This is a genomic window from Kitasatospora sp. UYEF31 (assembly GCF_057291755.1).
Genome location: NZ_JBXAWK010000068.1, coordinates 1 through 12,143 on the forward strand (window position 1 = coordinate 1; position 12,143 = coordinate 12,143).

The 12,143-nt window shown below is 69.9% G+C and carries 11 protein-coding genes and 1 pseudogene; 8 read left to right on the forward strand and 4 right to left on the reverse strand.

Going from position 1 to position 12,143, the window contains the following annotated elements; all coding sequences use genetic code 11:
• Window positions 1-403: 403 nt before the first annotated feature.
• Entirely contained in the window at window positions 404-1,108 is a 705-nt protein-coding gene (gene fabG / locus AC0Z36_RS25450) for a 3-oxoacyl-[acyl-carrier-protein] reductase (protein WP_485465384.1), read from the reverse strand.
• Window positions 1,109-1,387: 279 nt separating this feature from the next.
• Between fabG and AC0Z36_RS25455 the strand changes: the two genes are divergently transcribed.
• From AC0Z36_RS25455 to AC0Z36_RS25480, 6 genes and pseudogenes are all read left to right on the forward strand, one after another.
• Window positions 1,388-2,911: a TldD/PmbA family protein gene (locus tag AC0Z36_RS25455; protein ID WP_485465385.1), complete on the forward strand. Its 1,524-nt coding sequence runs from the start codon at window positions 1,388-1,390 to the stop codon at window positions 2,909-2,911.
• On the forward strand, window positions 2,911-4,293 hold the full coding sequence (locus AC0Z36_RS25460; protein ID WP_485465386.1) for a metallopeptidase TldD-related protein: 1,383 nt from the start codon (window positions 2,911-2,913) through the stop codon (window positions 4,291-4,293). The genes AC0Z36_RS25455 and AC0Z36_RS25460 overlap by 1 nt, the downstream gene beginning before the upstream one ends.
• A gap of 71 nt (window positions 4,294-4,364) precedes the next feature.
• Window positions 4,365-4,925, forward strand: coding sequence for an RNA 2'-phosphotransferase (locus AC0Z36_RS25465; protein WP_485465387.1), 561 nt, complete (start codon window positions 4,365-4,367; stop codon window positions 4,923-4,925).
• A 571-nt stretch (window positions 4,926-5,496) separates the two neighbouring features.
• Window positions 5,497-5,991, forward strand: a complete 495-nt coding sequence (locus AC0Z36_RS25470) for a DUF3099 domain-containing protein (protein WP_485465388.1) — start codon at window positions 5,497-5,499, stop codon at window positions 5,989-5,991.
• Between the two features lie 343 nt (window positions 5,992-6,334).
• Window positions 6,335-6,577 (forward strand): hypothetical protein, encoded by a 243-nt coding sequence (locus tag AC0Z36_RS25475; RefSeq protein WP_485465389.1) that lies wholly within the window; start codon window positions 6,335-6,337, stop codon window positions 6,575-6,577.
• Window positions 6,578-6,612: 35 nt separating this feature from the next.
• Window positions 6,613-6,780: pseudogene (locus AC0Z36_RS25480) on the forward strand (transposase); the annotation flags it as partial.
• A gap of 704 nt (window positions 6,781-7,484) precedes the next feature.
• Here the strand turns inward: AC0Z36_RS25480 and moaA are convergent.
• Window positions 7,485-8,477, reverse strand: coding sequence for a GTP 3',8-cyclase MoaA (gene moaA, locus AC0Z36_RS25485; protein ID WP_485465410.1), 993 nt, complete (start codon window positions 8,475-8,477; stop codon window positions 7,485-7,487).
• A gap of 218 nt (window positions 8,478-8,695) precedes the next feature.
• Here moaA and AC0Z36_RS25490 point away from each other — a divergent pair, with 218 nt between their 5' ends.
• Window positions 8,696-9,385, forward strand: coding sequence for a M15 family metallopeptidase (locus AC0Z36_RS25490; protein WP_485465390.1), 690 nt, complete (start codon window positions 8,696-8,698; stop codon window positions 9,383-9,385).
• A gap of 344 nt (window positions 9,386-9,729) precedes the next feature.
• Window positions 9,730-9,927 (forward strand): hypothetical protein, encoded by a 198-nt coding sequence (locus AC0Z36_RS25495; protein WP_485465391.1) that lies wholly within the window; start codon window positions 9,730-9,732, stop codon window positions 9,925-9,927.
• A 12-nt stretch (window positions 9,928-9,939) separates the two neighbouring features.
• Here the strand turns inward: AC0Z36_RS25495 and AC0Z36_RS25500 are convergent, their stop codons facing one another.
• Entirely contained in the window at window positions 9,940-11,277 is a 1,338-nt protein-coding gene (locus AC0Z36_RS25500; protein WP_485465392.1) for an ABC transporter substrate-binding protein, read from the reverse strand.
• 84 nt (window positions 11,278-11,361) lie between these two features.
• Window positions 11,362-11,976 (reverse strand): MTB12 C-terminal domain-containing protein, encoded by a 615-nt coding sequence (locus AC0Z36_RS25505; RefSeq protein WP_485465393.1) that lies wholly within the window; start codon window positions 11,974-11,976, stop codon window positions 11,362-11,364.
• Window positions 11,977-12,143 lie beyond the last annotated feature (167 nt).

Sequence of the window (12,143 nt, forward strand, 5' to 3'; positions counted from 1 at the left end):
CGATGCGACCGAGCGAAGCGAGGAAGCGCGTCCGGAGGACGCGGCCTGACCGGGCGACGCGACGGCGCCGAGTGGCCCCGGAGCCAAGCCCCACCACACCGATGCGACCGAGCGAAGCGAGGAAGCGCGTCCGGAGGACGCGGCCTGACCGGGCGACGCGACGGCGCCGAGTGGCCCCGGAGCCAAGCCCCACCCCACCGATGCGACCGAGCGAAGCGAGGAAGCGCGTCCGGAGGACGCGGCCTGACCGGGCGACGCGACGGCGCCGAGTGGCCCCGGAGCGAAGCGACGGGGACAGGAGGAAAACGCCGTCGCTTGGAGCCCGGCAACAGAGAGGAAAACGCCGTCGCTTGGAGCCCGGCAACAGAGAGGAAAACGCCGTCGCTTGGAGCCCGGCAACAAATCAGTGCCCCATGCCAAGCCCGCCGTCAACGGGAATGACGGCCCCAGTGATGTACGAAGCGGTGTCGGAGGCCAGGAACTTCACAACCCCGGCGACCTCGTCGACCTGTGCGTAGCGGCCCAGCGGCACCTGGCCGAGGATCGCCTTCTTCTGCTCGTCGGTGAGCACCTCGGTCATCGCGGTGTCCACGAAGCCGGGGGCGACCACGTTGGCCGTGATGTTGCGCGAGCCGAGCTCGCGGGCCAGCGAACGGGCGAAGCCGACCAGGCCGGACTTGGACGCGGCGTAGTTGGACTGCCCGGCCGCGCCGAGGAGGCCTACCACCGACGAGATCATGATGATCCGGCCCTTGCGGGCCCGCAGCATGCCCCGGCTGGCGGCCTTGACCACCCGGAAGGTGCCGGTGAGGTTGGTGTCGATGACCGAGGTGAAGTCGTCCTCGCTCATCCGCAGGAGCAGGGTGTCCTTGGTGATGCCGGCGTTGGCGACCAGCACCTCGGGCGCGCCCTGGTGCTCGGTGACCTCTTTGAACGCCTGCTCGACCTGGGCCTGGTCGGTGATGTCGCAGCGGACCCCGAACAGACCCTCGGGGGGTTCGCCGGAGCGGTACGTGACCGCGACCTTGTCGCCCTCGGCGGCGAAGGCCTTGGCGATGGCCAGGCCGATGCCCCGGTTGCCTCCCGTGACGAGTACGGACCGGCTCAACGGATCACCCCTTCTTTGGTTCCGACGACCACCCGCCGCCGTTACGGATGCGGGGCGCGGGTGGGAAGCTTCAGTTGTTCGACCGTATCTGCATACCGAGCGGTAGCAGCAATCGACCTGCGACAATCGACCCCGCCCAAGACTGTCCGAACTCTCCAAACGAGCCGTGTGCGACAGCGCGCGGCAGTCCGCACGAGTCGGACATGACGACTTTTACGACAGTTTCGGGCGTGCTCACCCGACCGCGCATTTCCGACCCTGGACCCGGGAGGTTTCAGCGTGTCCCACGAAATCGATCCCAGTTTCGCCGCCCTGCCCTTGCGTGAACTGGCGGAGACCGCCCTGTCCCACGCCCGCGAGCTGGGCGCCGAGCATGTGGACTTCCGCCTGGAACGGATCAGGGACGCCTCCCTGCGGCTGCGCGACGGCCGTACGGAATCCGCCCTGGACACCACCGACACCGGATTCGCCGTCCGGGTCGTGCACAACGGCGCGTGGGGTTTCGCCGCCGGTGTGGACCTGACCCCGGAGGCGGTGGCCGAGGTCGCCGGGCTGGCCGTCGCTGTGGCGGAGGTCTCACGTTCGGTGACCGAGGCCGCCGGCGACGGTGAGGTCGTCGAACTGGCCGACGAGCCGGTGTACGGGGACGTGACCTGGGTCTCCTCGTACGAAGTGAATCCCTTCGACGTCCCGGAGACCGAGCGGGTCGCCGTGCTGCAGGAGTTCACGGAGCGGCTGCTCGACGCCCCCGGCGTCGACCATGTGGACGCGTCGCTGATGATCGTTCAGGAGAACAAGTTCTACGCGGACTCCGCCGGGACGACCACGACGCAGCAGCGTGTGCGGTTGCAGACGCAGCTGACCGCGATCTCCATCGACAAGGTGACCGGCGCGTTCGAGTCGATGCGCACGGTCGCTCCCCCGGTCGGCCGCGGCTGGGAGTTCCTGACCGGCACCGGCTGGGACTGGGACGCGGAGCTGGCGGAGCTGCCGGGTCTCCTCGCGGAGAAGGTGAAGGCCCCCTCCATCGAGGCCGGCACGTACGACTTGGTCGTCGACCCGTCGAACCTGTGGCTGACCATCCACGAGTCGATCGGGCACGCCACCGAGCTGGACCGCGCGCTGGGTTACGAGGCCGCGTACGCGGGGACGTCGTTCGCGACGTTCGACCAGTTGGGCAAACTGGCCTACGGCTCGTCGGTCATGCACGTGACCGGAGACCGGACCGTCGAGCACGGCCTGTCCACGATCGGGTTCGACGACGAGGGCGTGGAAACCCAGTCGTGGGACCTGGTCACCGGCGGTACGCTGACGGGCTATCAGCTGGACCGGCGGATGGCCCTGATGCAGGGTCTGGGCCGGTCCAACGGCTGCGCGTTCGCCGACTCCCCCGGGCACGTGCCGGTCCAGCGGATGGCCAACGTCTCACTCCAGCCCTCGGCTGAGAAGGTCTCCACCGCCGACCTGATCGCAGGCGTCGAACGCGGCCTGTACATCGTCGGCGACAAGTCCTGGTCGATCGACATGCAGCGCTACAACTTCCAGTTCACCGGGCAGCGCGCCTTCCTGATCGAAAAGGGCCGGCTGACCGGCCAGGTCAAGGACTTCGCCTACCAGGCGACCACCACCGACTTCTGGGGTTCCATGGACGCCGTGGGCGGCCCGGAGACCTACGTGCTCGGCGGCGCGTTCAACTGCGGCAAGGCCCAGCCGGGCCAGGTCGCGGCGGTCAGCCACGGCTGCCCGTCGGCGCGGTTCCGCAATGTCAAGATCCTCAACACCGTGCAGGAAGGTGGTCGGTGATGCGGCCTGGTGAGATCGTCGAACGTGCCCTGTCCCTGTCCCGTACGGACGGCTGCACCGTCATCGCCGAGGAGACTTCCGCGGCGAACCTGCGCTGGGCCGGCAACGCGCTGACCACCAACGGCCTGACGCGCGGGCGCCGGCTCACCGTGGTCGCCACCGCGGACGGAGCCGAGGGGACGGCGTCGGCGACAGTGTCGCGCAGCGGTGTGACGACCGATCAGATCGAAGATCTCGTACGGTCCGCCGAAGCGGCGGCGCGCGAGGCCGGTCCCGCGGAGGACGCCGGACCGCTCATCGGCGGCACCCGGTTCGCCGACGGTTTCACCGAGGACCCCACGCGGACATCGGTCGACGTGTTCACCGACTTCGCCCCGGCGCTGGGTGAGGCGTTCGGCCGGGCCAGGTCCGCAGGCCGGCTGCTGTACGGCTTCGCGCAGCACGAGACGACCTCGACGTACGCAGGCAACTCGGCCGGCCTGCGGGCCCGGCACGACCAGCCCACCGGGCACGTCGAGGTCAACGGCAAGTCGACGGACCTCAAGCGCTCCGCGTGGGCGGGTGTGCCCACCCGCGACTTCCGCGACGTGGACGTGGCCGCGCTGGACGCCGAACTGACCAGGCGCCTGGGCTGGGCGGAGCGGTCGGTGGACATGAAGGCCGGCCGCTACGAGACGATCCTTCCGCCGACGGCGGTGGCCGACCTGATGATCTACCTCTACTGGTCGGCCGCGGCCCGGGACGCCCATGAGGGCCGTACGGTCTTCTCGAAGCCCGGCGGCGGCACCCGCGTCGGCGAGAAGCTCGGCCCGCTGCCGCTGACGCTGCGCAGCGACCCGCGGCACGCGGGTCTGGAGTGCGTGCCGTTCAGCACGGCCTCAGTGTCCGGCGACTCGTCGTCGGTGTTCGACAACGGGCTGGCCCTGGAGCCGACGTCGTGGATCACCGACGGGGTGCTGACGAACCTGCTGACCACGCGTCACACCGCTGGCCTGACCGGTCTTCCGGTGACCCCTTCGATCGACAACCTGGTCATGGAGGCGCCGGAGAGCCACAAGTCGGTCGACGAGATGGTGGCCTCCACACAGCGCGGTCTCCTGCTCACCTGCCTGTGGTACATCCGCGAAGTGGACCCGCAGACGCTGCTGTTGACGGGTCTGACCCGGGACGGCGTCTACCTCGTGGAAGACGGCGAGGTGGTGGGCGCGGTGAACAACTTCCGATTCAACGAGTCACCTGTCGATCTGCTGGGAAGGACGACCGAAGCGGGGCGCACCGAGCGCACCCTGCCGCGCGAGTGGGGCGACTACTTCACCCGGGCGGCGATGCCGGCGCTGCGGGTGCCGGACTTCAACATGAGTTCCCCGAGCCAGGCGCAGTGACCTAATCCGTCCACGGCCCCGGCTCCGCGGAAAGGAACAGCGACATCACAACCACACTGGGGCACGGGCTGATGGACGGACTGCTGGACGCACGGCGTACCGTCAAAGTTTCGAAATACCTTTCCCGGGCGCTCCGGCACCAGCCGGAGCGCCTCGGGATCGTGCTGGACGACGCCGGGTGGACCGACGTGGAGGCCCTGCTGTCCGCGTGTGCGAGCCATGGCACGCGGATCTCCCACGCCGAGCTGGAGTCCGTCGTCCGGGACAACGACAAGCAACGTTTCGCCTTCAGTGAGGACGGCACCAGGATCCGCGCGAACCAAGGCCACACAGTGGAGGTCGACCTCGGTCTGGCCACCGCAGTCCCGCCCGCACAACTGTTCCACGGCACGGTCGGCCGGTTCACCGCGTCGATCCTCTCCGAGGGCATCCGGTCCATGGACCGGCACGACGTCCACCTGTCACCCGATGTGGAGACGGCCCGCCGGGTCGGCGCCCGCCGTGGCCGCCCGGTCGTCCTGATCGTCGACGCGGCGCGGATGGCGGCCGACGGCCACGCGTTCCAGGTGTCGGCCAACGGGGTCTGGCTCACCGGTGCTGTGCCCCCGGAGTACGTGATTCGGCTGGACTGAGCTGTGCTTATGCCGGGCTCCAAGCGCTGGCGTCGCCCTCACGTCTCCGTCGCTGCGCTCCGGAGCCGTTCGGCGCCAGCGCGTCGCCCGGTCGGGCCGCGACCTCCGGTCGCGCTCGGGACGCTTCGCGCCCTCGCCTCGGATGTGACGCGGCCCGGACGCTTCGCGCCCTCGCCTCGGATGTGACGCGGCCCGGACGCTTCGCGCCCTCGCCTCGGATGTGACGCGGCCCGGGCGCTTCGCGCCCTCGCCGCGCGGTGGTGCGGGTCGCTGCGCTCCGGAGCCGTTCGGCGCCAGCGCGTCGCCCGGTCGGGCCGCGACCTCCGGTCGCGCTCGGGACGCTTCGCGCCCTCGCCTCGGTGTGACGCGGCCCGGGCGCGCGGTGGTGCGGGTCAGGGCGCTTCGCGCCCTCGCCTGGCTGCTGATCTTGGAGTCTCCGGGGCCCTGCCGTCCCGCAGACTCCAAGGTCGTCGCAGTGGATCCCGAGGCACCCTGCGGGCTCGCGGTCCGGCAGGCGTACCGTTGTGGTGTTTGCGGTGCGGGGTTCGGAAATGCCAGGGAGACGGTGGACATGGTCAGGCGCGCCAAGGAATCCGTGTACGAGATCAGTGGTGCGCGCGAGAGCCTCAGTGAGGACATCCGCGGCCGCCAGCGCCGGTACGTCATCTCCATGTCAGTCCGCGCCGTGTGCTTCGTCCTGGGCATCTTCGTCCCGGGGCCGTTGCGCTGGGTCTTCTTCGGGGCCGCGCTCCTGCTGCCGTACGTCGCCGTAGTGATCGCGAACGGCGGCCGGGGGCGGCAGACCACCGGTGTGGTGCCGACCCAGGTGGTCCCCCCGGTGGCGCACAAAGCGATCGAGCCGCCGCCGGGTGCCGTGCTCACAGGTGCCGAACAGCGCACGATGCGCGGCGAGGCCGCGGACGTGCACGACGAGAAGCTGGCCCGCCCCGCCGGTCCGGAGGGCCGTACGACCTGGGTCTCCGGAGAGGCCGGAACCTCTGCTTCGGAGCCGTCCGGTGCGGCCGGCTCCGAGTCCCGGAACACATCTGACGGGCACACAGAGTAACTGTCCGGGACTCTGTCCGGACCTGGTTTCCGCAGCCGTCCAGCCCGTTTCCGGGGGGTGGAAAAAACGTCGTTCCAGCTGTCCGGTCGGGGCTTCATCCCGGCGGTGGACGTGCGATACTTCCAATCGTGCTCCGTATCCCCCGTCGGAGCGACCGACGCGATGCCGGGCGGCTCCCCCCGTGGCTGCCCGGCATCGCCCGTGTCCGGGCCCGGTTTTGCGGCCGCGGGCGGGGAAGGCTCCGTCGACGCGACAGGCCCGGACCGATCACACAGAGCAGCGCTCCGGCCGGCGCTCGACGGAAGCTGACTGACTGTCAGTGCGGCTCTGGGACACTGGGGTCATGCTCTTTCCCACGGGTGAACCCGAGCGCCCGATCTGCTCCGCAAAAGGCTGCCGCGACGACGCCCGCTGGGTGCTCGTGTGGAACAACCCGAAGGTGCACACACCCGAGCGCCGCAAGACGTGGCTGGCGTGCGACGCGCACCGCGAATCGCTGGGTTCCTTCCTCGGCGTCCGCGGGTTCCTGAAGGACACCGTGGCGTTCGCCGACTGGACGGACGAGCCGGAGGGCCGCCGCCCCTAGCGGCGGCTTGTCAAACCGGGCAGTAGAGATCAGGGGGTCTGCCGGTGTACTTCGCCGACCCGCACTCGCCCTGGCAGCGGCCGACAAACGAGAACACGAACCGGATCATCCGCGAGTACCCGCCCAAGGGCACGGACATCACCACGCACCAGCCGTATCTGACGGCGATCGCCGGCGAGATCAACAACCGGCCCCGGCGCCGTCCGGGCTAACGGACCCCGCAGGAGGTCATGCAACAGCTCCTCCTCGACGAAGCGACTGTTGCTTCAACGAGTCGACGCCACCCTCTTCCTGCCAATACTGCCGCGATGTCGATCAAGTCTCCCATGAAATTGACTCACCGTCAGCACCCGTACCGGGTTGCACGATGCAGCATCCTTGGGGTAGCCACCCTCCTCGTCGGGGCGGTCTCATCGGTCCCGGCTTCGGCCACCCCTGCCGCAGACGGTGAACCGACCTACACATTGACAATCGACAAACCTGCGGACCTGCAGCAGCTCAGCCTCAGAACCTGTAGGGAATGATCGCGTCGCGCCGAAGAGCACGACGTCCGGCGAAAACGCCTCACCAGCCACTGATGACTCCGCTACCGGGAGTTGGTCCGCCCTGAAAGTAGCGACGGTCACCGCAGTTGGTTGTGTCTGTACGGCGCTTATTGCGATTTTCATCTGGCCCGCCCGGCGACGGTAACGCCTCCGAGCATCACGGATGCCTGGAGTCTCAGGGGTTCAAAGCCGCCGGTGGTTTGTTGACGGCGGGCCGGAGCGCACCAGGCTGGGAGCCGCCCTCCGTCGAGCGGTGGACCCCCTCGGCGACGATCCGGCCGCCGGAGCCCTCCAGGAGCTGCGTACGAAGTCGCCCGACTTCTCCCTGACAGTCTGTTAGATGTCTCTGTGGGAACGCGCGTTCAGCCACCGATGGCCGACATCGGGCGGCTCGGCTGGAGGAACGCCGGGTCGTCGATCCCGGCCCCGGCTTTCTTTGTCATCATCGCCGCACGCCAGCGCGCCGCGATCTCGTCGTCCGGGGCGCCGCCCCGCAGGGCCGCCCGCAGGTCGGACTCCTCCCGCGCGAACAGACAGTTGCGGATCTGGCCGTCGGCGGTCAGCCGGGTGCGGTCGCAGGCCCCGCAGAACGGGCGGGTCACCGAGGCGATCACCCCAACGCTGCCGGGGCCGCCGTCCACGAGCCACCGCTCGGCCGGGGCGCTGCCGCGCTGTCCTTCGGCGGTGAGGGTGAACTCCTCCCGGAGCTGCGCCAGGATCTCCTCGGCGGTGACCATCAGCGTGCGGTCCCAGCCGTGCTGGGCGTCCAGCGGCATCTGCTCGATGAACCGGAGTTCGTAGCCCCGGCCGAGGCACCAGCGCAGCAGCGCGGCGGCCTCGTCGTCGTTCGTGCCCCGCATGAGCACGGTGTTCACCTTGACGGGGGTGAGACCGGCGTCGTGCGCGGCGGCCATACCGGCGAGCACGTCGACGTGGCGGTCCCGGCGGGTGAGCGTGGCGAACCGCTCGGCGCTCAGAGTGTCCAGCGAGACGTTGACACGGTCGAGCCCGGCGGCCTTCAGCGCCACGGCCGTACGGGCCAGGCCGATGCCGTTGGTGGTCAGGGAGAGCCGCGGCCGGGGCTCCAGGGCCGCGCAGGCGGCGATGATCTCCACGATCCCCCGGCGCAGCAGGGGTTCGCCCCCGGTGAACCGTACTTCTTCGATCCCCAGGAGTTCCACGCCGATCCGGACCAGGCGGACGATCTCCCCGTCGGTCAGCAGTTCGGGCTTGGCCAGCCACTGCAGACCTTCCTCCGGCATGCAGTAGGTGCACCTCAGGTTGCACTTGTCCGTCAACGAGACGCGCAGGTCCGTGGCCACCCGCCCGAAGGTGTCGACCAGACCTCCGGTCACCTGCGGTTCATTAGCCTGACCTACGTCGCTCACGGGGCTCCTCCTCGGCTGACCAGGTTCCCAGAGTACGCACTGTGCACCGGGGGGAGCCGCCTACGGACGGCGGACTGCGGCCGGGCCGCAACCGGTGTGATTTAGGCCACGACCCGTTTATGTAACCCCGCGCGCCCCACCACGCGTGATCCCTCCCGGGGAATCCGCGTGGGAAGGACAGTGCAGTGAAACAGCAGACCGGAGTACGCATCCGGAGCACGGCGGCGGCGGGTGGGGCCCTGAGCCTGACACTCGCGCTCACGCTGACCGGGTGCGGTTCAGGCAGCGGCGACAAGGCTTCGGCCCCCACACCGGAACCGGTGTCGGTGACTCCGCTCGCCCAGCCGCCGGCGACGCAGAGCCCGTCCGCGAGTGCCGCTGCGGGCCGGGGACCCTCGTCGGCACCGCCGTCGGCGTCCGCACCGGCTTCCACCTCCTCCGCTCCGGACACGGATGAGGGCCCGGCCACGGAGGCCAGCGCGCAGGATAAGGCCGACGCCACGAACCCTGGCAAGCTGAACCCGGACGCGTCCGCCGCGTACACGAAGATCAAAACCGCCATGGCGGATGCCGGGATCACCCTCGGCCTGACCTCGGGCAAGCGGTCCCAGGAGCACCAGCAGCGCATCTGGGACGCCGAGGTCAAGGACAAGGGCTCCGTCGCGGCGGCCCGGATGCGGGTCCTGCCGCCGGCGGAGTCCTCGCACGTCCAGGGCAACGCGATCGACATCGGCCCGGCTGCGGCGCAGACGTGGCTCCAGGGCAAGGGCAGCCCGTACGGCTGGTGCCGGACCTACGACAACGAAGCGTGGCACTTCGAGTACAAGACCTCGTACAAGACGGCCGGGTGCCCGGCCCGGAAACCGCACCCGTAGGCAGCTGAGCGGACCCGCGCCACCACCAGGCGACGGGCGCGCAGCGTCCCGAGCGCGACCGGAGGTCGCGGTTTGACCGGGCGACGCGCGGGCGCCGAACAGCCCCGGAGCGCAGCGACGGGGATGTGAGGACGACGCCCGCGCTTGGAGCCCGGAATCAGAACAGCCCGCGCTTGGAGCCTGGATATAGGCAGCACAGGGGCGCAGTCAAGTCCGCGCTGCGCCGCCCGGGTGAGCCGGATGTGCACCAACCGTGTGACAGGCAGCTACTTGGGGCATCCGCCATCGTTGAGCAGAACACCCGCCTATGTCGGCGGGTACGACTCCACGAGTGGGTGTACGACATGCCAGATTCCCCCGCTTCCACGTCCGGCCCGGCACGCGCGCCGGGTCCCGCGCGCCGTCCGTACGGGATGGTGCCGTTGCCGTTCCCGATCCGGGCCCCGCGTTCGCTGGTCCCGGCCCGGGCGGTGTCCCGCGGCCTGCTGATGGGCATCCAGGGCCAGCTGCTGACGATCGAGGGTCTGCGGCGGCGCGACTGAAGCCCGCGGGACTCACGGTTTGTACGGCAGCGACGGCACGTCGGCGCAGTTGGTGTTCATGTCGGGCACCTGTCCGGCCCAGCCGCCGCGGCCGCCGTTCGCCGCGTCCTGCCAGCGCACCACGTTGAGGCAGACCGGTGCTACGGCCGCCGCCTGTTGTGCGGTGGTCACGGTGAACCTGACGGGGATCAGCAGTCCGCGCGCGTCGTAGCCCCCGGGCCGGTTGACGAATCGCTCGACGCAGGCCCGGGTGACGTCCGCGCCGCAGGAGGCGACGGCGTCGGTGAGCCACATCGCCGACGCCCAGCCCTCCAGCTCCCACTGGGACAGGAGACCTTCACGGTCGGGGAAGTGTGTGCGCACCGCCGCCCGGAACTCCGCGACGGCCGGGTGCCCGGTGTCGTCGTACGCCCGACTGTTCCCGGTGGCGAAGACGGACTGCCGGCACGTCGGGGCGTCCTTGAAGTCTTCGCCCGTACGGGAGTTCCAGTTCTGCACGTTCGTCACCTTGGCTGCGACCCGAAGCCCCGCGTCGTCCATCGCCTTGCACAACTGGGCGTTGCCGCGGCTGTCCACCGCGTCGAAGACGATGTCCACGCCCTTGCTGCGCATGTCAGCGGCGGCCGCGGCGTAGTTCGGCAGGGCGAAGTCGACCTGTTTGCCGACGACCGTGTAGCCCTCGGCGCGGAGCCCGGCGGCGATGGTCTGCGCGAAGCGCGTGGAGTCGGCCTGGTTGTAGGAGACGACGGCGGCGGTGCGCGCGCCGAGGTGCTCCTTGAAGTAGCGGTAGGCGGAGGTGTCCGCGTACAGCTGCCCGTTCCAGCCGACGGTGCCGTTCCTGGGCGCCTTGCTGCCGTAGAGGCTGTAGAGGTGCGGGTAGGTCTCGTACGCCGTCCCGACCGGCTGCCCGCCGATGTCCGGCACACCCTTGGCCGAGGCGTACCCGGCGCCGTCGTACTTGAAGACGCTGTTGCCGGCGAAGGCGAAGACCTTGTCCTGGTCGACGAGGCGGCGCACGCACGCCTGGTTCACCGCGCCGCTGCCCTCGTCGTCGCAGCGCACCACCTTGACCTTGCGGCCGTTGATCCCGCCGCGGTCGTTGAGGGCCTTGAAGTATGCCTGCGCGCCGTACACCGGCCCGGAGAAGGTCTCCTTGCCGAGCACTCCCGAGGCGGTGTCGACCATGCCGACGGTGATCTCGTCCGGGGTGACCCCCACGTCGGAGGCCCGGTTGCCGCCCGTGGCCGGGCCGGGCCCCGGCTGTGCGAAGTCGCTCTCAGGCAGCCGCGAACCGCACGCCGTGAGGGCGAGGAGCAGCAGGACGCACAGCACTGCGCGCGCGCGTCCCACTGCCCGTCACCCCCTGGTCTCACACCACGCGGTAGATCACATGGTCGGTCATGCGGTCGGTCACGTGGTCGGTCACGTGGTCGGTCACGTGGTGTAGGAAGCACACTCCGCCGGAGCCGCGCCCAGCGTGCCCAGGAGGGTGCACAGGGACTTGGCCCCGACCTTCCAGGTGCCGTCCTGCTTGACCGCGTTGCCCGGCGTGTCGGGCATCGCCGGAGTGCCGGCCATCAGGATGTCGTAGGTGACCGTCGCCTTGTCACCGGCGGCCTCGGCCTTGTTCACCTTGGCGGAGACCTGTCCCATGAGCGGGGCGACCTGCGGGTTGGTGGTCAGGCTGTCGACCGCCGTGCTGAGCTTGGTGTCGCCGTCCTGGAGCAGCTTCTTGCGCTCGGGGATGGGGGTCTTCGCGTCGAAGAACTTCTCCCAGTTCGTGGCGATCGTCGCGGCTTCGCCGGTCAGTGCGGCACCGGGGGCCGCAGGGGTGCCCGGGGCGCCGGCGGTCGTCGCCGGGGCGGCGGGGGTGGAAGTCGCCGGGGCCGGCGTGGTCGGCGCGGCAGCCGGCACCGAGGCGGACGGTGTCGTCTTGGCGTCGTCCTTCTTGTCGTCGCCGCCGCAACCGGCGGTGAAGAGCAGTGCCGCCACTGCGGGGAGCGCGACCCATGCGGCCCGGCGAGCGCTACGTGTTCCAGTCGGTGCCATGGTCCAGATCTCCATCTGTATCAGTCGACGTGCCATCAGAATCCCGGTGGGGGAAGCATGTTCTCTCCGAAGACGCAGCACAGAACACCGCGCAGCCCCGGTCGGTACGCAATCGTTTCCTGTCGCGGCGATCTTTGGAAGGGATCCCGGCGGGTTTTAGTCCGCCG